The 21,740-nt window shown below is 72.7% G+C and carries 20 protein-coding genes and 1 pseudogene; 11 read left to right on the forward strand and 10 right to left on the reverse strand.

What is annotated here, in order from left to right:
• The first annotated feature begins 199 nt into the window (after positions 1 to 199).
• Positions 200 to 1,219 carry a LacI family DNA-binding transcriptional regulator gene (locus tag AC060L_RS25195; protein ID WP_483801182.1) on the forward strand — a complete coding sequence of 340 codons (1,020 nt, stop codon included), beginning with the start codon at positions 200 to 202 and terminating at the stop codon, positions 1,217 to 1,219.
• A gap of 57 nt (positions 1,220 to 1,276) precedes the next feature.
• On the opposite strand, the gene AC060L_RS25200 is transcribed toward AC060L_RS25195, so the two are convergent.
• Positions 1,277 to 1,900, reverse strand: a complete 624-nt coding sequence (locus tag AC060L_RS25200) for a GNAT family N-acetyltransferase (RefSeq protein WP_483801183.1) — start codon at positions 1,898 to 1,900, stop codon at positions 1,277 to 1,279.
• Between the two features lie 45 nt (positions 1,901 to 1,945).
• A complete protein-coding gene (locus tag AC060L_RS25205; protein ID WP_483801184.1) occupies positions 1,946 to 2,824 on the reverse strand; it encodes an SMP-30/gluconolactonase/LRE family protein in 879 nt (292 codons plus the stop codon).
• A gap of 400 nt (positions 2,825 to 3,224) precedes the next feature.
• Between AC060L_RS25205 and AC060L_RS25210 the strand changes: the two genes are divergently transcribed.
• Positions 3,225 to 3,599: a hypothetical protein gene (locus AC060L_RS25210; RefSeq protein ID WP_483801185.1), complete on the forward strand. Its 375-nt coding sequence runs from the start codon at positions 3,225 to 3,227 to the stop codon at positions 3,597 to 3,599.
• A 147-nt stretch (positions 3,600 to 3,746) separates the two neighbouring features.
• Here AC060L_RS25210 and AC060L_RS25215 read toward each other — a convergent pair whose 3' ends face one another.
• Both AC060L_RS25215 and AC060L_RS25220 read right to left on the reverse strand, forming a co-directional pair.
• Entirely contained in the window at positions 3,747 to 3,992 is a 246-nt protein-coding gene (locus AC060L_RS25215; protein ID WP_483801186.1) for a hypothetical protein, read from the reverse strand.
• Between the two features lie 80 nt (positions 3,993 to 4,072).
• Positions 4,073 to 4,795, reverse strand: coding sequence for a TetR/AcrR family transcriptional regulator (locus AC060L_RS25220; RefSeq protein WP_483801187.1), 723 nt, complete (start codon positions 4,793 to 4,795; stop codon positions 4,073 to 4,075).
• Positions 4,796 to 4,862: 67 nt separating this feature from the next.
• On the opposite strand from AC060L_RS25220, the pseudogene AC060L_RS25225 reads away from it, so the two are divergent.
• Positions 4,863 to 6,107, forward strand: a pseudogene (locus tag AC060L_RS25225) (MFS transporter); the annotation flags it as partial.
• Positions 6,108 to 6,130: 23 nt separating this feature from the next.
• Here the strand turns inward: AC060L_RS25225 and AC060L_RS25230 are convergent.
• The gene (locus AC060L_RS25230) at positions 6,131 to 7,447 is read right to left on the reverse strand and encodes an MFS transporter (RefSeq protein WP_483801188.1); all 1,317 of its coding nucleotides are present in this window, start codon (positions 7,445 to 7,447) and stop codon (positions 6,131 to 6,133) included.
• 152 nt (positions 7,448 to 7,599) lie between these two features.
• Between AC060L_RS25230 and AC060L_RS25235 the strand changes: the two genes are divergently transcribed.
• Positions 7,600 to 8,673: a hypothetical protein gene (locus tag AC060L_RS25235; protein WP_483801189.1), complete on the forward strand. Its 1,074-nt coding sequence runs from the start codon at positions 7,600 to 7,602 to the stop codon at positions 8,671 to 8,673.
• A gap of 36 nt (positions 8,674 to 8,709) precedes the next feature.
• Here the strand turns inward: AC060L_RS25235 and AC060L_RS25240 are convergent, their stop codons facing one another.
• From AC060L_RS25240 to AC060L_RS25250, 3 genes are all read right to left on the reverse strand, one after another.
• Complete coding sequence (locus AC060L_RS25240) at positions 8,710 to 9,435, reverse strand: dienelactone hydrolase family protein (protein WP_483801190.1); 726 nt, start codon at positions 9,433 to 9,435, stop codon at positions 8,710 to 8,712.
• A 116-nt stretch (positions 9,436 to 9,551) separates the two neighbouring features.
• A complete protein-coding gene (locus AC060L_RS25245; protein ID WP_483801191.1) occupies positions 9,552 to 11,006 on the reverse strand; it encodes a sugar porter family MFS transporter in 1,455 nt (484 codons plus the stop codon).
• A 110-nt stretch (positions 11,007 to 11,116) separates the two neighbouring features.
• Positions 11,117 to 11,866 (reverse strand): pyridoxamine 5'-phosphate oxidase family protein, encoded by a 750-nt coding sequence (locus AC060L_RS25250; RefSeq protein WP_483801192.1) that lies wholly within the window; start codon positions 11,864 to 11,866, stop codon positions 11,117 to 11,119.
• A gap of 35 nt (positions 11,867 to 11,901) precedes the next feature.
• Here AC060L_RS25250 and AC060L_RS25255 point away from each other — a divergent pair, with 35 nt between their 5' ends.
• Both AC060L_RS25255 and AC060L_RS25260 read left to right on the forward strand, forming a co-directional pair.
• Positions 11,902 to 13,254: an aminotransferase class I/II-fold pyridoxal phosphate-dependent enzyme gene (locus AC060L_RS25255; protein ID WP_483801193.1), complete on the forward strand. Its 1,353-nt coding sequence runs from the start codon at positions 11,902 to 11,904 to the stop codon at positions 13,252 to 13,254.
• Between the two features lie 286 nt (positions 13,255 to 13,540).
• Entirely contained in the window at positions 13,541 to 14,713 is a 1,173-nt protein-coding gene (locus AC060L_RS25260) for a GDSL-type esterase/lipase family protein (protein WP_483801194.1), read from the forward strand.
• A gap of 113 nt (positions 14,714 to 14,826) precedes the next feature.
• Here the strand turns inward: AC060L_RS25260 and AC060L_RS25265 are convergent, their stop codons facing one another.
• Entirely contained in the window at positions 14,827 to 16,185 is a 1,359-nt protein-coding gene (locus AC060L_RS25265; RefSeq protein WP_483801278.1) for an NAD(P)/FAD-dependent oxidoreductase, read from the reverse strand.
• Between the two features lie 123 nt (positions 16,186 to 16,308).
• Here AC060L_RS25265 and AC060L_RS25270 point away from each other — a divergent pair, with 123 nt between their 5' ends.
• The 5 genes from AC060L_RS25270 to AC060L_RS25290 all read left to right on the forward strand — a co-directional run bounded on the left by AC060L_RS25270 (position 16,309) and on the right by AC060L_RS25290 (position 19,704).
• Complete coding sequence (locus AC060L_RS25270) at positions 16,309 to 17,082, forward strand: HipA family kinase (RefSeq protein ID WP_483801195.1); 774 nt, start codon at positions 16,309 to 16,311, stop codon at positions 17,080 to 17,082.
• A gap of 14 nt (positions 17,083 to 17,096) precedes the next feature.
• Positions 17,097 to 17,501, forward strand: a complete 405-nt coding sequence (locus AC060L_RS25275; protein WP_483801196.1) for a DUF3037 domain-containing protein — start codon at positions 17,097 to 17,099, stop codon at positions 17,499 to 17,501.
• A gap of 73 nt (positions 17,502 to 17,574) precedes the next feature.
• Positions 17,575 to 18,015, forward strand: a complete 441-nt coding sequence (locus AC060L_RS25280; protein ID WP_483801197.1) for a MarR family winged helix-turn-helix transcriptional regulator — start codon at positions 17,575 to 17,577, stop codon at positions 18,013 to 18,015.
• A 65-nt stretch (positions 18,016 to 18,080) separates the two neighbouring features.
• Positions 18,081 to 18,830: a sulfite exporter TauE/SafE family protein gene (locus AC060L_RS25285; RefSeq protein WP_483801198.1), complete on the forward strand. Its 750-nt coding sequence runs from the start codon at positions 18,081 to 18,083 to the stop codon at positions 18,828 to 18,830.
• A 25-nt stretch (positions 18,831 to 18,855) separates the two neighbouring features.
• Entirely contained in the window at positions 18,856 to 19,704 is an 849-nt protein-coding gene (locus AC060L_RS25290) for an MBL fold metallo-hydrolase (protein WP_483801199.1), read from the forward strand.
• Between the two features lie 63 nt (positions 19,705 to 19,767).
• Here the strand turns inward: AC060L_RS25290 and AC060L_RS25295 are convergent, their stop codons facing one another.
• On the reverse strand, positions 19,768 to 21,516 hold the full coding sequence (locus AC060L_RS25295) for a TIGR03767 family metallophosphoesterase (protein ID WP_483801200.1): 1,749 nt from the start codon (positions 21,514 to 21,516) through the stop codon (positions 19,768 to 19,770).
• Positions 21,517 to 21,740 lie beyond the last annotated feature (224 nt).

The following is a 21,740-nucleotide window of genomic DNA, read 5'->3' on the forward strand; positions in this document are numbered from 1 at the left end:
GTGGCGCAGGGCGAACAACGCAGACGGGAAGCGGCCGCGACGACAGATGCGCAAACGTTTTCCAGCCGGAAACGTAGGCGGAACCATACGGGGCGTCAAGAGTGCTGACGTAGAAGCCTTTTGGCCTGCAACCACTCGCCAGTGCAGCACTGTTGTGGCATCATGAGGCCCGCCATCGAAACTGAGAAAAGGGTTTCCCGTGTCCGAGAATGTCCGGCCGGCCGTCGGGACGAGAGCGAGGCTCGCGGACGTCGCCGCGCTGGCCGGGGTGAGCGTCGGTACGGCGTCGAAGGCGCTCAGCGGCAGCGGCCGGATGCGCCCCGAGACGCGGCAGCGGGTGATGGCCGCGGTTCAGGCGCTGGACTTCCGCCCGAATCAGCAGGCGCAGAGCCTGCACAGCGGCCGCAGCTGGACGGTGGGTCTGATGACCACGGACGGCATCGGCCGGTTCAGCACGCCGGTCCTGCTCGGTGCGGAGGACGCGCTGGGGGCGGGCCGGATATCGGTGCTCCTCTGCGACACCCGAGGGGACGCCATCCGGGAGCAGCATCACCTGCGGAACCTGATGGACCGCCGGGTGGACGGCATCATCGTCACCGGCCGCCGCACCGACCCGAGGCCACCACTCGAAGACGTGCAGGACGTACCGGTCGTCTACGCCCTCTCCCCGTCCACCGGCCCCGGCGACATCTCGGTGGTCAGCGACGAGAAGGGCGGCTGCCGCCTGGCGATCGAACACCTGCTGGGCATCGGGCGCACCCGCATCGCGCACGTGACCGGGCCGGCCCACCATGCGGCAGCGCACGACCGCGCCCGCCACACCGAGGCGCTGCTGGGCGAAGCGTCGCTCTCCCTGGCGACCGGCCGCGTGCACTGCGGCGACTGGAGCGAGGCATGGGGGCGCCGGGCCGCCGACTCGGTGCTGCGTTCCGCCCCGGACACCGATGCCTTCTTCTGCGGCAACGACCAGATCGCCCGGGGCGTCACGGACGCTCTGCGCGAGCGCGGCGTCCGCGTGCCGGAGGACGTCGCCGTGATCGGCTACGACAACTGGGACACCATGGCGCTCGCCAGCCGCCCACCGCTGACCACCGTCGACGTCGACCTGGTCGAGATCGGCCGCATCGCGGCCCTGCGGCTGCTGGAGGCGATCGACGCCCGGCCGGACCCCGGTATCCACACGGTGCCGTGTCGCCTGATGGTCCGGGAATCGGCCTGACCCCGCCGTGGAGTTGACCCCCTGGAGCCGAGCCGGCTGGGTCCGGAGCAGGAGTGGCTAGAGCCTGTCCTCCGGTCGGCTCGTGGACCGGCCGAGGTAGGTGAGGACGCCCGGATCGGCGACCGGTATCTCGTGGAAACCCATCCGGTCGTAGAAGCCGCGGGCGGCCGTGTTCGCGGTGACCATGCCCAGGTGGACCCGCGCCGCTCCGGCCTCGCCGAGGGCGGCGAACAGCGTGGTCAGCAAGGCGCGGCCGTAGCCCCGTCCCTGGTGGTCGGGCAGCAGGTCGATGTGCAGGTGGGCCGGGTAGTCCGCGAGTTCGGGAACGAGCATGCGTTCCGGCCGGTGCAGCAGCGCCGTCATCACCTCGTCGGGCGTGCCGGGTTCGCCGGCCGGCAGCGGATGCCGGGCGGCGACCGCGGGCAGCCACTTCTCGCGGAAGTCGCGGACGAAACGCGCGGTGTCGCGGGTGCCCAGCACGTAGCCCACCGGTCCGGCCCCGTCGTCGAGGACGAAGGCCAGCTCCGGTTCGAGGACCGTGTACGGCGCGGCGAAGATGTTCGGCAGCAGCTGCTGGTCACGGTAGACGCCGCGGGCGTCACCGCCGGCTTCGGCGGTGCGCATGCAGATGTCGAAGACGGCGTCCCGGTCCGCGGGACGGTAGCGGCGGATGGCGGCCATGGGCGTTCGAAGCCTCCCTCTCCCAGAGCGCTCGGTGAGCAGGCGTCAGCTGTCGGCCAGGCGAGACGCGGGCAGGCCGCGGATCCCGGTGCGGATGCGGTAGGTCGACCCGGAGGCCGGGTAGTGGCGCAGCGCCTCCTGGTCGAGGCCGACGGAGGCGGTGGTGACGATCAGCTCGGTCAGGTCCGGGCCGGCGAAGCAGCAACTGGTCAACCGCGCCACCGGGAGCTCCAGTACGCCCACCAGGGCGCCGTCGGGGGCGAAGCGCAGCACCGCGCCGCCGTCCCACAGCGCAGTCCAGAGGTGGCCCTCGGCATCCACGGTCAGCCCGTCGGGGCCACCGAGGCGGGGGTCGATGGTGATCAGCGTCCGTCCCTCCCCGAGTTTGCCGTTTGCGGGGTCGAAGGCGTAGGCGGTGATGGTGCCGGGCATGGTGTCGGTGACGTACATGACGGTGCCGTCCGGCGACCAGCCGAGCCCGTTGGGGATGGTCAGACCGGTCAGCACGGTCTCCACCTGCCCGTGCTCGCGCGCCACGCACAGCATGCCGGCTCCTGGTGCGGCGTCGCGGGCCATGACGCCCACCCAGAGGCGGCCCGCCGGATCGCACTTGCCGTCGTTGGCGCGGTGGGTGGCCGGATCGGCGGGCAGCTTCGCGACCTCGCCGACGCTGCCGTCCCGGCTCACGGCGAGCAGCTCGGTGCCGACCGCGGCGAGCCACCGGTCGGTGCGCCACGGCACGGCGCAGCCGATGTCGTCGGCCATCGGAATCCGGGTCGTGCCCTGGTCGGTGACGATCAGCAGCGCCCGCCCGGCGATGTCGACCAGACTCAGCGTGGCGCTCTCGGCATCCCAGCTCGGCCCCTCGCCGAGCAGGAGCGGCTCGTGGTCCAGCGGCTCGGGGTCGTCGTGTCGGATCTTCATGGTGCCTCCGGTGTGCCGGCTTCATCGATCACGGCGAGAGGTCGGCCCGCCGCTGCCACCCCGCCGGCGCGGGCCGGCGAGTGATCCCTGAATCTAGCCTGTCGGATGCCGAGTTCGGAGGTCCTCGGCCCGGATCCACCGGCCGGCGATCGCCGATGGAGCGGGCTCTGGGACTCGCCCGGGCCGGCGGCCACTTGGAGGTCGATTCAGGCGCCCGGTGCGGAGCGTCAGCGGGAATCGGCCGGCCCGACTTTCCGGGGAGGCCCTGCTCGGGGTGGATGCTTCGTGTTCAATCGAAAGTGGGGTTTAGCTCAACTCCACTGCGGTCGGCAGCCGATGCTCCCGGTGGAGCGAGACCCGGGACGAGGGCTCGCCGCAACTCGGTAAGGAGACGACGCAGATGACGCGAAGCAAGCTCGTGCTGGGCGCCTGTGCGATGGCGATGACGGTGGCCGCGAGCGTGGGGTGGGCCGTGCAGGCCGATGCCACCGACACCAATCCCGCGCACCAGGGCCGGCCGGCGGCCAGTCAGGCGGTGGAGGGGTACCAGATCGTCAGGCTCGAGAATGCCAACGTGGGCAACTTCGAGCGCCGCTACGTCTACTGTCCGAACGGCAAGAAGGCCCTCGGCGGCGGTGCCGAAGCACGGGGCGAGGAGTCGGTCCTGAACGGCAGTTTCCCGACCGATGACGGCAACGGCTGGATCGGCATCGGCCACCAGCCGGGTCACGACTCGGTGGGCATCAGCGTCTTCGTGGTCTGCGCCTACGTCTGACCCCCCCCGTGTAGTCGGCGCGGCGGCAGCGATCCTTGCTGCCGCCGCGCTTCGGGCGTGGCGCGCGCAGGCAGGGGGAGCTGGGCAGGGCAGCGCATGGCGGGGCATCGTGATGGCGGGGGTGGCAGCTCCGCGGGGCGGGAGGGCTCAGTCCAGCGGGCGGATCAGTGCCGTGTCGAAGAGGTCGAAGGCACGCGGCAGTGGTCCCTCGTCGTGGTGGTGCAGCGCCGACCAGAACAGGTCGCCGGGCAGCGCGCCGTGCGAGGCGTAGACCCGGTACGCGTAGCGGCGCCCGTCCACCCCGGCGAGCTCGACCAGCCAGCAGTGTGCGGGGGTCTGCTCGGCCGGACCTGATGGACTGTCAAAAGTGATGCAGGGGAACGTTCTTGGCAAAGCGTCCCTCCCTTCCGGAATGGCGGTTCTCGGTTGTCAGACCGTCGAAGCTCCCGGAAGGTTGTGCCACGGTGGCGAGTTCAGCCCCGGGCAGTCTCCGCCCGCCCCAGTAGCCAGCTCTCCATGAGCAGTTCGGTCTCGGCGAGGATCTCCGGATCGCCGTCCGGACGCTCCCGGAACGCCTCGTTGAGCAGGCCCGCGCCGGCCTGCACCGCGAGGCGGGTGCGCAGGGCGAACCGGGGCGTGTCGGGGTAGCCGTACTCGTCGACCAGGACCCGCCTGATCAGGTCGGCCAGGTTGCGGTCGTTCGCCTCGTCCTGCTCGCGCAGCGCCGGTAGCGGTGGGCCGTTGAACCAGAGGCGGCGGAAGCCGGGCTGTTCGCGCCGGAACCGCGCGTGTTCGTGCAGCAGGCGGGCGACCAGTTCGCGCGGGTCGGTCGGCAGTGGGCCGGTCAGCTCTCGCTGGGCGATCAGCACGAACTGGTCCAGCCAGTCGCCCGCCAGTGCCGTGACGATCGCGTGCTTGTCGGGGAAGAAGCGGTAGAGCACCCCGACGGAGACCCCGGCCTCGGCGGCGATCAGCTTCGTCCCGACCTCGTCGTAGGGGCGCTCCTCCAGCAGGCGGGCGGTCGCCGCAAGGATCCGGGCCACCTTCTCCCGGCTGCGCTGCTGCTGCGGCGCGCGCAGCACGCCGGCGGGTGCGGGCGCAGGCGGCTCGGGCTGCGTGGGCGGCACGGGCGGCGTCGGCTGTGCGGCCGGCGCGGTGGACTGCGGGTCGGTGGGCGGGAGGTCGGGGTCGGGCACGGGGCTCCTCTCGGGTGCTTGCGGAGATATCTTGACAGGTCATTGAACATGAACCAGAGTCTGGTTCATGTTTTCGACTGGGGGAGCGTCCCACCCGCCGCTGGGACGCAGGTTCCATCTGCTCTGGACTTCGGTCACGGTCTCCAGCCTGGGTGACGGCATGCGCTTCGTCGCGCTGCCGCTGCTCGCTGCCCGGATCAGTGGCGACCCGCGCGACCTGGCGCTGGTCGCCACCGCCGAGCAACTGCCCTGGCTGCTGCTGAGCCTGCCGGCCGGCGCGCTCGCCGACCGGGTGGACCGTCGCCGCCTGCTCTGGACGGTGGACGCACTGCGCACCGTCCTGGTCGGCTGCTTCGCGCTCGCCGTCGCCGCGCACGCGCTCTCGGTGCCGCTGCTCGCCGCGGTCGGCTTCCTGCTCGGCTGCGGGCAGACCTTCTACAACTCCGGCTGGGTCGGCGCGGTGCCGTCCCTGGTGCCGCCGCAGCAACGGGCCCGGGCCAACGGGCGGTTGCAGGCCGGCGCGCTGGTGACCGACTCGCTGCTCGGCGCACCGCTCGGCACCGTGCTCTTCGCGGCGGCCGCGGCCGCGCCGTTCGCGGTGGACGCGCTCTCCTTCGCGGTGGCGGCCCTGCTGGTCTTCGGGATCCGCGGCGGACTCTCGGCCCCGGGCGCCCAGGCCCGCACCGAGCAGCCGCAGCCGCAGGCGCAGGCGCAGCCGCGCCCCGGGGCGGACGGCGGTGGGGTGCGCCGGCTCGTCGGCGAGGCGGGTGAGGGCGTCCGCTGGCTCTGGCGGCAGCGCCTGGTGCGCGGGCTCTGCCTGTCGGCGGCGGCCACCAACCTGGTGCTGGGCGGCGTGATCGCGCTGCTCGTGCTCTACACCCGCGACGTGCTGCACCTGAGCGCGCAGGGCTACGGCGCGCTCTGCGCGGTCTTCGCGGTCGGCGGAGTGCTCGGCGCGCTGGCCGCGCCGCGGCTGGAGGCCCGGCTGGGCACCCGGTGGGTGCTGGTCGGCGCGCTGGCCGGCGCGGCCGGCATGCTGACCGGAGCCGGGCTCAACTCCTCCTGGCTGGTGGTGGGTTGCTTCACCTTCGGCTACGGCGGTCTGACCATGGCGTACGGCATCGTCGCGGTCTCGCTGCGCCAGGGCCTGGTGCCGGACGAGTTGATGGGCCGGGTGGGCATGGCCTACCAGATGGTCGCGAACGGCGGCGGGGCGCTCGGCGCGCTGCTGGCCGGAGTGCTCGCGCACAGCCTCGGCCTGCGGAGCCCGTTCCTGTTCGGCGCGGGCCTGCTCGCGCTCAACGGGCTGCTGCTCGCCGGTGCGCTGAGCCGACGTCAGGCGGAGCTGACGGGTGCGGCGAAGGCCGCCGGAGTGGTGGTGGCGCCGGCGGCGGGCGAATCGGTCGAGCCGGTCGAGCCGGCTCCGCGGGTCAGCCGCCGGACCTCGGGGACGCCCAGCACCAGCAGCGTGAGCAGTGTCATCACCCCCGCGCACGCCCAGAGCGCGCCGCTCAGCCCCAGCCCGCCGGCCAGCGGCGCGGCGGCCGCCGTCCCGATGGGGGCGAGCGCGACCGAGCCGCACCAGTCGTAGGCGGTCACCCGGGAGAAGCTGGCCACCGGGATCTCCTGCCGCAGCGCGACCATCCAGCTGACGCCGTACACCGTCCCGCCCACCCCGGACGCGAACATCGCCCCGGCCAGCACCGGCAGTGACGCGCCGGCGGCCAGCGCGGCGGCGGGCGCCGCGAAGAGCAGGACGCCGGCGTTGCCCGCCAGCAGCAGCCGGCGCGGTTGCCAGCGCACCATCAGCAGCCCGCCGGCCACCAGCCCGGCGCCCATCGCGGCGTTCGCCAGCCCCCACGGCCCGGGGCCGCCGAGCCGCTGGTCGGCGGCGATCGGGCCGAGCACCGACTCGGCCGCGGTGAGGCCGGCGTTCACCACGCCGTACTGCAGCACCAGCGCCCAGAGCCAGCGTCGCGAGGCGAACTCCCGCCAGCCCTCGCGCAGTTCGGCCAGCATGCCGGAAGCTCCCGCCGCTGTCGGTCCGGGGCTCGGTGCTGTTCGCAGCAGCGCCCGCAGGCCACCCGCGGCCGCCAGGCAGCCCGCGTCCACGGCGAGCATCCAGCCGGGCCCGACCGCCGCGACCAGTGCGCCGCCGAGCGCCGCGCCGCCGATCAGCGAGGAGTTGAGCGCCGTGCGGAACAGCGCGAACGCCTGGCCGGCGTCCTGCTGCCGGACCGAGGCCATGATCACGCCCTCCGCCGCGGGCACGTAGAACGCCTGCCCCACCCCGCCGACCGCCGACAGCAGGACCAGCTGCCACAGCCGGGCCGAGCCGGAGAGCACCAGCGCCGCCAGCACGCCCTGGGAGAGCGCGTTGCCCAGATTGGCCGCGACCATCACCAGGTGCCGCGGCAGCCGGTCCGCGACCGCGCCGCCGATCAGCAGGAAGAGCACGGTCGCCGCCAGTCGTCCACCGGTGACGTAGCCGATCCCCGCCGCCCCGCCGCCGATGCGGAGCACCGCGAACGCGGTGGCGATCGGCGCACCCGCGTTCCCGAGGCCGCTGACCACGCTCGCGCCGGTCTGGATCAGGTAGCTGCGCCCGGCCCACGGGAAGCGGCGGGCCAGGGCCTCGGTACGGTTCGGCATTCGCCCGACTATGACGCGGGCACAGGCCGCTGTCCACGGTACGGGCGGGTAAAGAGCGACTGATGAGTCATCAGATGTCACGTTTAGTGGGATATACGGGGAATATGAGGTGCGGTGCCGGGCAGTGAAGTGCGAGCTGGCAGGATGTCCCGGTGAACGAGATCATTCGCGCAGCCGAGGAGCTGCTGGGCCGACGCCTCTCCGCTCCCGTGGACCTGGGCGGCAGCTCGCGCAGCACCGTGCTGCGCTGCCGCACGGCCGACGGCGGGAGCGTGATCGTCAAGGCGTTCGGCGCCGATCCGGAGGCCGGGCGCGCCTACTCCGGCGAGGCCGCCGGGCTCTCGCTCGGCGTGGCCGGGCCCGAGCTGCTCGCGGCGGACCCGGCACGCCGGCTGCTGGTGATGGCGGACCTGGGCACCGCGCCGACGCTCGCCGACCTGCTGCTCGCCGACGACCCGAAGGCCGCCGAGCGCGGCCTGCTGGACTGGGCCCGTGGTCTGGGCCGGCTGGCCGCCGGTTCGGTGCTCCGGCAGGCCGAGTTCACCGGGCTGTGGCAGCGGCACGACCAGGGCCTGCCGAGCTGGGCGGACGAGCCCTGGCAGCTGGAGAACAGCGCCGACTTCCTCGACCTGCTCGCCCGCCACGGCCTGACCGCGCCGCCGGGCCTGGCCGAGGAGCTCGCCGAGGTCGGCACGGCCGGCGGCGAGCGCTACCCGGGCTTCACTCCGGGGGACACCTGCCCCGACAACAACCTGATCACCGCCGACGGTCTGCGGCTGATCGACTTCGAGGCGGCCTGCTTCCAGTCGGTCTTCCTGACCGCCGCGTACTGCCGGATGCCGTTCTCCAGCTGCTGGTGCGTCTACCGGTTGCCGGCCGAACTGGCGCTGCGGCTGGAGCAGGCGTTCCGGGCGGAACTCCTCGCGCCGTACCCGGAACTGGCGGACGAGGAGCTGTGGCAGGCGGGGATGGCGCAGGCGGTGGTGGTCTGGACGGTGGAGGCCACGCTGCGCCTGCTGCCGCGATCGGTCTCCGAGGACGGCCCGATGCACCGCACCCGGCGGCCGGTGCCGACCCGCCGCCAGGTGCTGCGGCACCGCTGGGAGTGCGCGGCGGGGCTCGCCGGGCACCCGGCGTTCAGCGCGGCGGTGCGGCTGCTGCTGGCGGAGTTCGCCACCGGGTGGGACGTCCCGCCGCTGCCCGGGTACCCGGCGCTGCGGCGTTGACGGGCGGGCGGCCGGCGGAAGCCCGCCGTCGGCCCGTCAGCCCAGGTGTCCGCGCAGGAAGGTGAGGGTCCGCCGCCAGGCGATCGCGGACTGCAACTGGTCGTACGTGCCGTTCGGGTTCTCGTCGTTCATGAACGCGTGGCCGGCCGGGTAGAAGTGGATCTCGGGGCGGCGGTCGGTCGCCTCGCCGATCCGGATCGCCGCCTCGTCCACGGTGGGGACCGGCAGGCCGTGGTCGTGCTCGGCGAAGTGGCCGAGCACGTGGGCGGTCAGGCCCAGGTAGTCGTAGTCGGGTTCGCGCGGCAGCCCGTAGAACGGCACGACGGCCGCCACCCGGTCGCCCTCCTGGACGGCGAGGCGCAGGGCGAAGCCGCCGCCCATGCAGAAGCCGACCACCGCGACGGCGTCGCCGATCACCTCGGGCCGGCCGAGCAGGTGGTCCACGGCGCCGCGCAGATCGCGCACCGCGCCCTCCACCGGGAGCTTCTGGAGCAGTTCGGCGGCCTCGGCCCGGTCGTGCGTGACCGCGCCGCCGTACAGGTCGGGGGCGAGCGCGACGAAGCCCTCGGCGGCGAACCGGTCGACCATCGCGGTCATGTGGGTGGTCAGACCCCACCACTCCTGAATGACGATCAGCCCGGGGCCCTGGCCGGTGTCCGGGAGCCTGAGGTAGCCGTGCGCCTCGCCTCCGTTGCTCGGGAAGCTGACGTTCTGCGCGCCATCGCTGGCGTGCTGCGCGCCTTCGGACGAGGCGTCGGCCATCGGGCATCTCCTGCTCAGCCGCGGTACGGAGCCGGGGCCGGGCTCCGCGGGCACGATCGTATGCGGGTCCGCGGCGTACTGTCCCTCAGTTTCCCCAGCCGTCATCCACGTGTCGCTCAGCCCATGTCCTCGAGCGTCCTGCCCCGGGTCTCCTTGATGCAGAACACCACGAACGGGATGGAGAGCAGCGCGAAGCACGCGTAGATCACGTAGGTGGCCGACAGGTTCCAGTCGGCGAGGTCCGGGAAGCTCACGGTGATCGCCCAGTTGGCGATCCACTGCGCCGAGGCGGCGACCGAGAGCGCGAGCGCGCGGATCCTGTTCGGGAACATCTCGCCGAGCAGCACCCAGACCACCACGCCCCAGGAGAACGCGAAGCAGAGCACGAAGACGTGCGCCGCGACCAGGGCCACCGTGCCCTGGAGGCTGGGCAGCGTCGCGCTGGTCCCGGTGCCCGAACGGTAGGAGAACGCCCAGGCGGCGGTCCCCAGCGCGGCCGCCATGCCGATCGACCCGGCCAGCGCGAGCGGCTTGCGGCCGATCCGGTCGACCAGCGTCATCGCGATCACCGTGCCGATCACGTTGACGATCGAGGTGGAGAGGCTGATCAGCAGCGAGTTGCTCTCGTTGATGCCGACCGACTGCCAGAGCAGCGAGGAGTAGTAGAAGATCACGTTGATGCCGACGAACTGCTGGAAGACCGAGGCGCCGATGCCGACCCAGACGATCGGCAGCAGGCCGAACCGGCCGCCGGTCAGGTCGGCCAGCCGGGGCTTGTGCGTGGTGTCCAGCACCGCGCGGATCTCCGCGACCCGGCCGTCCAGCTCGACCTCGGGACCCTCGACCTCGCGCAGCACCCGGCGGGCCTCCTGCTCCCGCCCGGTGGCGATCAGATGGCGCGGCGACTCGGGGATGCCGAACGCCATCAGGCCGTAGACCAGAGCCGGCACGGTCTCCACGCCGAGCATCCACTGCCAGGCCTGGATGCCGGCCAGGTGTCCGGTGGACTCGCCGCCGGCCGCCTTGTTGAGCGCGTAGTTGGCCAGCTGGGAGACGGTGATGCCGAGCACGATCGCCATCTGCTGGAACGAGGCGAGCCGGCCCCGGTAGGCCGGGGGAGCCACCTCGGCGATGTAGGTGGGCGCGATCACCGAGGCGATGCCGATCGCGATGCCGCCGAGCACCCGCCAGGTGGCCAGCACCTGGATGCTGGGCGGGAACATCGAGCCGACGCCGCTGATCGCGAAGAGGACGGCGGCGAGCAGCATGGTCCGCACCCGGCCGAGGTGGTCGGCGAGCCAGCCGGCCACCACGGCGCCGGCCGCCGAGCCGAGCAGCGCGATCGCGACCACGAAGGCGGTCTCACCGGCGCCGACCTGGAAGTGCTTCTGGATCCCGGTGACGGCGCCGTTGATGACCGCGCTGTCGTAGCCGAAGAGGAAGCCTCCCATCGCCGCCGCGGCCGAGATGAAGACGACGCGGCGCAGGGGGGTGGTGCCGGCGGTGGGTTGCGAGCTTGCGGTCCTGGACAGGGCGGGCTCCCGGGGGTGCGGCGACGCGATCCGGACCATCAGACCAGCTGATTGCCCGACTTACCCGTAATGAAGCCGGTATGTCCGTCCGGTCCCGCTCCTGAGACCGGGGTCTGTCGTCAGACCCCGGTCTCAGGAGCGGACGGGCGTCACGCGCCGCGGCCGTGCAGTCCGACCAGGTACTCCGGCAGTGCGCGCTCGGTCCCCGGGTGCGGCTGGGGCGTGCCGTACACGGTGGACATCGGGATGACGCCGGACCAGTACGGCAGGTCGTCGTCCTGCGGGTCGTCGTGCGCGCCGTCGGCGCGGGTCTTGGCCGAGACCTCGTCCAGCACCAGGCGGATCACCGCCGTCTTGGCCAGCTCCTTGGCGTTGGCCGGGCGGCAGTCCTGCGAGCGGCCGGGGATCGCGTGGTCGACCAGGGCGTCGAGCGCGATCGTCATCTCCTCGGGGTCGGTGACCTGCTCGGCGATGCCGTGCGCGACGACCGAGCGGAAGTTGACCGAGTGGTTGAAGGCCGACTTGGTGAGCACGAGCCCGTCCACCGAGGTCACCGTGACGCAGACCGGCAGGCCGGGGGCCCCGCCGTCGGCCGCGTTCGCGCCCGCGCCGGCGGCGCGCAGCGGGCGGCTTCCGGTGGAACCGTGGATGTACAGCCGGTCGTCGACCCGGGCGAAGATCGTGGGCAGTACCACCGGCGCGCCGTTCGCGACGAAGCCGAGGTGGCAGACCCAGGAGGTGTCCAGGATCGCGTGGATCTCGTCCCGCTCCCAGGTGGCCCGGTCCCGGTAGCGGGTCGGCGTGGTCCGCTCGGTGCGCGAGTAGCTGCTCTCGTCGCTGTCGTTGCTGCTGCTCTGACCGGTGCTGCTCTGACCGTGCGCGGTGGCGGCGTCCGACATGACATCCCCCTATGTACTAGTGCATAATCTTCTTTGTGCTAGAAGATTATCGGATTCAGGGCCGCCGTGCCACGGAGATCGCAGCCGATGTCGAGGAAGCGGTCTCGATCGGCCGGCTGGAGCCAGGGCAGGCGCTGCCGCCGCTGCGCGACCTCGCCGAGGAGCTCGGGGTCAACCCGAACACCGTGGCCGCGGCGTACCGCCTGCTGCGGGACCGTGGCGTGATCGAGACGGCTGGTCGCCGGGGCAGCCGGATCCGGCCGCGGCCGGTCACCACCCAGCGCGACCGGGTCCGGCCCGTCGTGCCGGCGGGCACCCGCAACCTGGGTGCCGGCAACCCTGATCCGGCGCTGCTGCCGCCGCTCGCGCCCGCCGTGGCGGCCGCGGCCGTCGTCCTGGACCAGGCCCCCGTGCTCTACGGCCACCAGGCCGCCGATCCCGAGCTGCAGGAGCTGGCCGAGACCGGGTTCCGGCTCGACGGCTTGCCCGAGGGCGCGTTCGCGGTGACCGCCGGCGCACTGGACGCGATCGACCGGCTGCTCGCCGTCCACCTGCGCCCCGGTGACGCGGTCGCGGTGGAGGACCCCGGCTGGGGCAGCCTGCTGGATCTGCTGCCGGCACACGGCCTGCGCGCCGTTCCGGTCCCGCTGGACGACCAGGGGCTGCGACCGCAGGCGCTGGCCGCCGCGCTGGCCGGCGGCGCCCGGGCGCTGGTCGTCACCAGCCGGGCGCAGAACCCGACCGGCGCCGCGCTGACCGCCGAGCGGGCGGCCGAGCTGGGCGCGCTGCTCGCCCGGCACCCGGAGGTGCTGCTGATCGAGGACGACCATGGGCACGGCATCACCGAGCTGCCGTTCGCCACGCTCTGCTGCGGCCCGGACCGGCGGCCGGTCGTGTCGCACTGGGCGGTGGTCCGCTCGATGGCCAAGGCGTTCGGGCCCGACCTGCGGGTCGGCGTGCTGACCGGCGACAGCAGCACCGTGGACCGGCTGCTCGGCCGCCAGCGGCTGGACAGCGGCTGGATCAGCCACCTGCTCCAGCGCACCGCGGTCGAGCTGTGGCGCGCGGACGCCGCGCCGCTCGCGAAGGTGGCCGGCGCCTACCTGGAGCGCCGGGCGGCGCTGCTGATGGCCCTCGCCGCGCACGGGATCGACGGCAGCGGGCGCAGCGGGGTGAACGTCTGGGTCCCGGTGCCGGACGAGACCTCGGTGGTGGTCGGGCTGTTGCAGCGCGGCTGGGCGGTGACGCCGGGTGCGGCGTTCCGCCTGCAGTCGCCGCCCGGGATCCGGATCACCGTCGCCGACCTCGCGGTCGAGGAGGCGCCGGCGCTGGCCGCCGATCTGGCGGCGGTGCTCGGCGCCCGCGGCGGCGGCGCACGGCAGATCTGAGCGGGTACGCACGACAGGCGCGCGCCGTGGCCGGGCCCTGGCCACGGCCGGGCCGTGCGGGGGCGCAGGAGTGGCGTGGAAAGCGGGGAGGAAGTCGCGCGCAGGCGGCGGGTTGGCAACACAACTTAACTCAGCGGTAACAGAGTGAGAAAGGTGCTGCAGATACCTAGCGGTAACAACCGCGGGCATGTCACATTCTGTGCGCCACCGGCCGGCGGCCCCACACCCTCACTCGTAGCGACGTCCTGCCCCACGCCAGGATGCCGCTGATCGCAGGAGTTCCGTCGTGCCCGAAACCTCTGTCAGCACCACGCGCACCCCACGCGCCAAGCGGCTGCTCGCCGCACTGCTCGCACTCCCGCTCTCCGCCACCGGTCTGCTGGTGGCCGCCGGGAGCGCCCACGCCGCCTCCGGGCCGACCACGAGCGTCACCATGGGTGACAGCTACATCTCCGGCGAGGCCGGTCGCTGGATGGGCAACAGCGACACCACCTCGGGCAGCCGCTCGGGCACCGACCGGGCCTGGAACGGCAGCGGCTACAACCCGAGCACCGTCTACGGCCCGACGTACGCGAGCGGCTGCGACCGCTCCGACGTGGCCGAGGTCAACAGCGCCACCGGGATCGCCCAGAGCAGCGTCAACCTGGCCTGCTCCGGTGCCACCACGGCGAACGTCTTCCGCGCCGCCGACGGCGGCCAGAGCTTCAAGGGCGAGGCGCCGCAGGCCGACCAGCTCGCGGCGGTGGCCGCCACCCACAACGTCAAGCTGATCACGCTCTCGATCGGCGGCAACGACCTCGGCTTCTCCGACGTCATCACCGCCTGCGCCGAGGACTACGTGATCTGGGACTCGACCTGCCAGAGCGACCAGCAGGCCAACATCGACGCGAAGATGGACGCGGCGATGGCGGGCGTCGGCAAGTCGATCGACGAGATCCGCGCGGTGATGTCCGCCGACGGCTACGCGGCCGGCGCCTACCGGATCGTGCTGCAGTCCTACCCCTCGCCGATCCCGCGCAGCTCGGAGAACCGCTACTCCGAGAGCGGCTGGGACCGGGTCAACACCGGTGGCTGCCCGTTCTGGAACAGCGACTCCGACTGGGCCCGGGACACCATGGTCCCCGAGGTCGCCGACCACCTGGCCGCCGTCGCGGCCGGCCGCGGCGTGCAGTTCCTGGACCTGCGCGACTTCCTGCAGGGCCGTGAGGTCTGCTCCACGAGCACCCAGCTCGCCGACTCGAACAACGCGCCGTCCGCGACGACCAGCGAGTGGGCGCGCTTCGTGGACGCCGGGACGACGACCCAGGGCACCACGCAGGAGTCGATGCACCCGAACTACTATGCGCAGCTCGGGCTCGGCCGCTGCCTGAGCCTGCTCTGGGCGCAGCAGAGCGGCAACTACGCCTGCCGCAACACGCCGGGCACGGACGCCTCGGGGATGTACCTGACCGCCTCCTGACGCAGAGGTCCGGACGCGGGAAGTCCGTGAGCCCGGCCACCGCGGATGCGGAGGTCGGGCTCACGGACTTCTTGTGCGTCAGCGGCGGGCTGCGCCGTTGAGTGTCGCGTCGCTCAGTGCTTCGCTTGGAGCGCCTGGGTGTGCTCCTTGACCTGTTCCTTGGTCAGGTAGGCGTTCGTGTACTCGAAGTCCTGCAGGCGCGCGGGCTGGCGGGCGAGGAAGCCGGTGCGCACGAAGTCGTCGCCGGCCACCGCGTTGAGCAGCCAGTTCGCGCCGACCCGGAACTTCGCGACGTTCGTCCGCATCGCCATGATGTGGTAGCCGCGGGCCACCAGCTGGGCCGGCACCCCGGTCATCTCGACACCCATCGGCTTGGAGACGGCGTCCTTGCCACCCAGGTCCACGACCAGGCCGAGGTCCTTGTGGTAGTACGGCTGGAGCGGCTGGTTGCGCAGCGCCGCGATCAGGTTGTCGGCCACCTTGCGGCCCTGGCGGGCCGAGTGCTGGGCGGTGGGCGGGCAGACCGCGCCGTCGCCCGCGGCCACGTCCGGCACGGCGGCCGCGTCGCCGAGCGCGAAGATGCCCTCGTACTGCGGGACCCGCATCTCGGCGGTCACCGCGATCCGGCCGCGCACGGTCTCCGCGTCCAGCGTGTTGACCAGCGGGCTGGCGGCCACACCGGCCGTCCAGAGCAGCGTGCGCGAGGGGATCACCCGGCCGTCGGTGAAGGTGACGCTGTGCTCGTCCACCGAGGCCACCGAGACGCCCAGCGAGACCTCGACGCCGCGCTTGCGCAGTACCTGCATCGCCCGGGTGCCGAGGTGCTCGCCCAGTTCGGGCATCAGCTTCGGCGCGATGTCGATCAGGTGCCACTTGATCAGCTTCGGGTCGAGGCGCGGGTAGCGCTTCAGCGCCGCGGTGGTCAGCCGCTGGAGGCAGGCCGCCGTCTCGGTGCCCGCGTAGCCGCCACCGACCACCACGAACTGGAGCCGGGACTCGCGCTCGGTCTGGTCCAGCGTCGCGGCCGCGAGGTCGAGCTGCGCGATCACGTGGTCGCGCACGTAGGTGGCCTCGGCCAGCGTCTTCATGCCGCGCGCGTAGTCGGTCAGGCCGGGGATGTCGAAGGTGCGGGTGACGCTGCCCGGTGCGAGCACCAGGTAGTCGTACGGCTCGGCGACCACCTCTTCGGTGATCTTGCGGATCACGCAGACCTTGGCGCGCGGATCGACGCCGATCGCGCCGCCCGGGATGATGTCGGTGCGGCGCAGTGAGCGGCGCAGCGAGACGGAGACCGACTGCGGGGTGAGCACCCCGGCGGCCACCTGCGGCAGCAGCGGCAGATAAAGCTGATAACTGAACGGGGAGACGAGCGTGATCTGCGCCTCGGTGGCGGCAAGCTTGCGTTCCAGGCGCCGGGCGCATTCCAGGCCGGCGAATCCGCCGCCCACCACGAGGATCCGAGGTCGTTCCATCATTTTTCCTTCACTAGGAGGGAATTGGCGGCACTCGCCCGTGCGGGAGCCACGTCCCGGCAACAGTCGCACGGGCTGTAGGGGCCTCGCCACCGCAACAGGGCGGATGGGTAGGGTTGGCGCGTGCTTCGTGAGGTAACAGCAGTCAGATACGTGACCGCGCTAAGAGAAGGCGGCTCGATGCCGGGCCTGGTGGCGGCCGACGACCACCGGCTGTACGCGCTCAAATGGAGCGGTGCGGCGCAGGGCCGGAAGGCACTGGTGGCCGAGGTGCTGGCCGGTGAGCTCGGTCGCGGGCTCGGCCTGCCGGTACCGGAGTTGGTGCGGATCGACCTCGACCCGGTGCTCGCGCGCAGCGAACCCGAGCAGCAGATCCAGGAGCAGATGCGGGCCAGTGGCGGGCTGAACGTCGGCCTGGCCTTCCTCAGCGGGGCGCTCAACTTCGACCCGCTCTGCTTCGAGGTGGACCCCGCGCTCGCCGCCCGGGTGCTCTGGTTCGACGCGCTGATCGGCAACGTCGACCGCTCCTGGCGCAACCCCAACCTGGTGGTGGTGAACGGCGCGCTGTGGCTGATCGACCACGGCGCGAGCCTGATCTTCCACCACCACTGGGCGGGCGCGGCGAACTGGACCCGCAGGCCGTACGACGCCGGTGACCACGCGCTCGCGCGGTTCGTCGGCGCGGCCGAGCTCGCGGCGGCCGACCGGGAGCTGGCGGCGCTGGCCGGGCCGGAGCTGCTGGCGCGCGCGGTGGCGGCGATCCCGGACGAGTTCCTGGTCGATGAGCCGGGCTTCGAGGACCCCGCCGCGGTGCGCGCGGGGTACGTCGCGCAGCTCGGCGCGCGGCTCGTGGGTCCGCGGGACTGGCTGCCGGTGGTTGAGGAGAAGGCGCTGTGACTGCTGTAGCTGCTGTGACTGCTGATGCCAATGACTACGTGGAGTACCACGACTACGAGTACGCGGTGATCCGGGCCGTGCCGCGGGTCGAGCGCGGTGAGTGCGTGAACCTGGGTGTGCTGCTCTACTGCCGTCGGCTCGAGCAGCTGGTCGCGCGGACGCTGCTGCCCGAGGCGAAGCTGCTCGCGCTGGACCCGGCTGTCGACCTGGACGGCCTGGCCCGGGCGCTGCGCGGCATCGAGGGCGTCTGCGCGGGCGGCGCGGCCGCTGGGCCGGCGGCGGGGGACAGCCCCGGGCAGCGGTTCCGCTGGCTGACCGCGCCGCGCAGCGCCGTGGTGCAGCCGGGGCCGGTGCACACGGGGCTGACGGCCGACCCGGCGGCGGAGTTGGCGCGGCTGTTCGAGCAGCTGGTCGCGTAGCCCGGGCAATCTTTGCCTAGGTGAAAGCTGGAGTGAATAAAACTTTTACGCGTAGTCTGTTCTCATGGTTTCCATGACCGCCACCGCTGCCGCCGCGCCGCCCGCCTCCACCACCGTCGTCCTTGAGGCGGTGGCCGCCGTCAGCGCTGCCTTCTTCCTCGACTTCGCCGCCGCGGCGGGCCGGCACGGGCTCAGCTCCTCGCAGGCCAAGGCGCTCGGCGTGGTCCTGGAGCCGGTGCCGATGCGCGCGCTGGCCGGCCGGCTGGGCTGCGACGCGTCCAATGTGACCGGCATCGTGGACCGGCTGGAGGCGCTCGGCTTCGCCCGCCGCGAGGCGGCCGCCACCGATCGCCGGGTGAAGATCGTCACCATCACCGAGCCCGGCCGCGAGGTGCTGCTGAACATCCGCGCCGACATGACCAAGGCGCACCGCGCGCTGGACTCGCTCAGCGCCGAGCAGCGCGACTCGATGCTGGAGATGTGCCACCAGCTGCTGCCGCTGCTCCAGGCGTAGCAGCGGGTTCCGGAAAGGGCTTGACCTCCCTGGTTGGATGATCCATTGGTTCGTATGAACAGTGGATGGCCCGGGAGGACGTTGTGTTGGCAGGGTGGGGCGGCGACCTGCTGCTCGGCGGTGTCGTGCTGGTCGGCGCGTCGGTGCAGCGGATGGCGGGAATCGGGTTCGCGCTGGTCGCCGCGCCCGTGCTGGCGCTGTTGCTGGGACCGGGTGAGGGCGTGCTGCTCTCCAACGTCGGCGGCGGTCTGATCAGTGCGATCGGCCTGGCCACCAGCTGGCGCCAGGTTCGCCCGGGCGCGATGCTGCCGCTGGTCGCGGCCGCCGCCTGCGGCGTGCCGCTCGGCGCCTGGGTGGCCGCCCGGCTGCCCGGGCCGCAGTTGCTCGTCATCATGGGCGCGCTGGTCAGCGTCGCCGTGCTGCTGGTGATGCGCGGAACCAGGGCGGCTGGCCTGCGCGGCGTGCGCGGCGCGGTGACGGCGGGGGCGACGAGCGGCTTCATGAACGCCGCGGCCGGTGTCGGCGGCCCGGCCGTCTCGCTCTACGCCGTCAACGCCGGCTGGACGGTCCGCGAGTTCGTGCCGAACGCGCAGTTCTACGGCCTGCTGGTGAACATCTTCTCGCTCGCCGCCAAGGGCGCCCCGCAGCTCGCGGCGCCCGCCTGGCTGGCGGTGGCGGTGGCGATCGGGCTCGGCGCGGTGGTCGGCCACTGGCTGGCCGACCGGGTGCCGGAACAGCGGGCGCGCAAGGTGATCCTGCTGCTCGCACTGGCCGGCGGGGTGAGCACCCTGACCAAGGGACTCACGGGGATGTGACCACGGCGGGGCGCTACCATGCGATATGACCGTCCATCATCTTGACTGCGCGACCATGTGCCCGGCCGGCGGCCGCCTCCTGCTCGGGCACGGCGGACTGCTGATGGGCCGAGTGGTGGCCCACTGCCTGCTGGTGGAGGCCGCCGACGGGCTGGTCCTCGTGGACACCGGCCTCGGCACCGGCGATGTGCGCGACCCGCAACGGCTCGGCCGGCAGTTCCGCACCCTCATGCGGCCGCAGCTGCGGCTCGCCCGCACCGCCGTCGAGCAGGTGCGCGCACTCGGCTACGAGCCGGGCGACGTCCGGCACATCGTGCTGACCCACCTCGACCTCGACCACGCCGGCGGGCTCGGTGACTTCCCGGACGCGCAGGTGCACGTCCACGCGGACGAGTTGACGGCTGCTCGCAACCGGGCGACCCGGGCCGAGCGGGACCGCTACCGCCCGGCGCAGTGGGCGCACAACCCGCGGTGGGTCGAGTACGACACCGCGGGGGACGACTGGTTCGGCCTCCAGGCCGTGCGCCCGCTGCCGATCGAGGGCGCCGAGATCCTGCTGGTCCCGCTGCCCGGCCACACCCGCGGGCACTGCGCCGTGGCCGTCCGGCGCGGTGACGGCTGGCTGCTGCACTGCGGCGACGCCTACTTCTCCCACCAGGACGTCGCCCCGGACGCCGGGCGCAGCCCGCTCGCGCTGACGGGATTCCAGCGCGCGGTGGCGATGGACAACCCCGTCCGGCTGCACAACCGGGACCGGTTGCGCGAGCTGCGCCGCGAACACGGCGAGCGGATCGAGCTGTTCTGCGCGCACGACACCGGGGAGTTCGAGGCGCTGCGCGCCGGGGAGTTCGGGGCGGTGCGCGCCGGGGTGTGAGGCGACCCCGGCGCGCCGTGCCCAGCGGTGCCGGATCAGCGGTGCCGGATCAGTGCTGCCGGATCAGCGGCTCGGCTTCGCCAGCAGCAGCTCGGTGTTGTGGTCCAGCGCGGTGCCGAGCTTCACGTTCGGCGTCGCGTACGGGTCGTTGAACGAGAGCTCGCGGTAGAGCGAGGCGAGCCCGGCGTCCGAGGTGTCCTGGAAGTCCGTCGCGTACGGCGCGGCGGACTCGATCAGCGTGGTGAAGAGCGAGATCGTGCCGTCGCCGTTGTCCGCGATCTCGATGATCCGGGCGTGCTGCGGGAAGTCGATGTGCGAGGCGGTGTTGATCTCCCAGAACGAGCGCTCCGGGACGGCGTGGCCGTGCGCGGTGATCTGGTTCTGGTGGGTGTGGCCGTTCACCCAGGCCACCACGTTCGGGTAGCGCTGGAGCAGCGCGACCACCTCGCTGCCGGTGTGCCGGCGCTCGAACAGGTGACGCGGGTCGAGCAGCGTGTTGCCCATGGTGGTGCTGGTGTGGTGGCTGAAGAGCACGACCAGGTCGCCGCCCGCACCGCCGCGCACCGCGTTGCCGTTGGTGTCGTACCAGTGGCCGCTGTGCGCCTGCAGCTGCTGCTCCAGCCAGTTCAGCTGGGCGGTGCCGATCGAACCGTCGGCCCAGCCGGCCGCGTTGGTGGTGTCCAGGCTGATGCCGATGACGCCGGGCGCGATCCGGAACGTGTAGAAGAGGTTGCCGCTGGCGGCCGCGTCCGAGGTGAAGCCGTGGCCGAACGGACCGGCGCCGGTGTACGCCGGGTCGAGGTGCGCCTGCGCGAACTCCTTGGTGGTGAACGGCAGGCGCCGCTCGTCCGGGGTGACCTCGCGGACCGCGTCCGCGTCGTTCAGCAGTCTGCCGAGCTGGAGCACCGCGGCGGCCGGGTCGGTCTTCAGCAGGTTGGCCAGGTTCGCGGCGTCCGCCTCGTTGAGGCCCTCGATCTTGCGGCCGCCGGTGTAGAGCGAGTTCAGCAGGCCGAGGTCGGGCAGCGTGCCCTCGATGCTGTCGTCGTGGTTGCCGACCGTGGTGTACCAGGGCGTCTGGAGGCCGGGCGCCTGGAAGCCGCGGCCCGCGCCGTCGAGGAAGCCGGGGATGGTCGGGAACCCGACCGCCTTGTAGTTGTCCTGGAAGCTGAGCCCCGGGTTCCAGTACGCGGCGTCGCCGCAGTTCTGCACGCCCTCGTAGCGGCTCGGGTCACCGCTGTTCGGCGTCACCTGGCCGCCGCTCATCACCGTGAGGTACCAGTCGAGTTCGATGTGCTCGTGGTTGTCGGTGTTGTCGCCGGTGGCCATCACCATGCTGAACGGCAGCCCGGTGTACGGGCCGGCGGCGACCGCGTTGACCCGCTCGACGAGCGAGGACGCGCCGCGCACGGTGAGCGTCTCCTGCGGGCGGTGCGCGGCGTCGTTCCAGCGGGCCAGGTACTCGAACCGGACCGGCGACTCGGTGTCGTTCAGGTGCAGGTCGGTGAACTGGACGAAGCTCGCCAGCCCGGTCCGCCGGTCGTCGCGACCGGCCTGCCCGGCCGCCAGCTCGCCGCGCACCACCAGCGGCCAGCCCGGACCGGACACCAGGCGCTGGTAGCCGGTGCCGCCGACCGGGGTGGCGACCTGCTCCAGCGTCGTGCCGCCGACCTGCACGGCGCGCGCGGCGGTCGCGGCGAGTGCGCGGTCCCGGGTCGCGGCCGAGGCGAAGGTGCCGCCGGCCAGGGACAGCGCTGCCCCGGCGGTCGCGGCGGAGAAACCGGTGAGGAAGCGGCGCCGACTGTACCCGGACATGGGAGTCCCCAATCTGGTGGTGGTGATGACGGTGGTGACGGTGGTGGTGACGGTGATGCGGTCTGATGGCGCGACAGTCGTTCGGGCGACCGGGCCGAGGGGGCATGTTACCCACAGGTAGGCGCCAGGTACATGCCTGAGGGCGAACGGTGAACCAACGTCTGGTGACGATGCGTCCGGGCCTGGTGGGGGAGGGTGAGCAGAGGCGGCTGAGGGGGAAGGTG

The organism is Kitasatospora sp. NEAU-69 (assembly GCF_057158765.1).

Coding starts and splice junctions, on each gene's coding strand:
- AC060L_RS25200 (WP_483801183.1), bottom strand. CDS start 1,900: ATGGCCGCCATCCGCCGCTACCGTCCCGCGGACCGGGACGCCGTCTTC.
- AC060L_RS25205 (WP_483801184.1), bottom strand. CDS start 2,824: ATGAAGATCCGACACGACGACCCCGAGCCGCTGGACCACGAGCCGCTC.
- AC060L_RS25210 (WP_483801185.1), top strand. CDS start 3,225: ATGACGCGAAGCAAGCTCGTGCTGGGCGCCTGTGCGATGGCGATGACG.
- AC060L_RS25230 (WP_483801188.1), bottom strand. CDS start 7,447: ATGCCGAACCGTACCGAGGCCCTGGCCCGCCGCTTCCCGTGGGCCGGG.
- AC060L_RS25240 (WP_483801190.1), bottom strand. CDS start 9,435: ATGGCCGACGCCTCGTCCGAAGGCGCGCAGCACGCCAGCGATGGCGCG.
- AC060L_RS25245 (WP_483801191.1), bottom strand. CDS start 11,006: ATGGTCCGGATCGCGTCGCCGCACCCCCGGGAGCCCGCCCTGTCCAGG.
- AC060L_RS25250 (WP_483801192.1), bottom strand. CDS start 11,866: ATGTCGGACGCCGCCACCGCGCACGGTCAGAGCAGCACCGGTCAGAGC.
- AC060L_RS25265 (WP_483801278.1), bottom strand. CDS start 16,185: ATGGAACGACCTCGGATCCTCGTGGTGGGCGGCGGATTCGCCGGCCTG.
- AC060L_RS25280 (WP_483801197.1), top strand. CDS start 17,575: ATGACCGCCACCGCTGCCGCCGCGCCGCCCGCCTCCACCACCGTCGTC.
- AC060L_RS25285 (WP_483801198.1), top strand. CDS start 18,081: ATGGCCCGGGAGGACGTTGTGTTGGCAGGGTGGGGCGGCGACCTGCTG.
- AC060L_RS25290 (WP_483801199.1), top strand. CDS start 18,856: ATGACCGTCCATCATCTTGACTGCGCGACCATGTGCCCGGCCGGCGGC.
- AC060L_RS25295 (WP_483801200.1), bottom strand. CDS start 21,516: ATGTCCGGGTACAGTCGGCGCCGCTTCCTCACCGGTTTCTCCGCCGCG.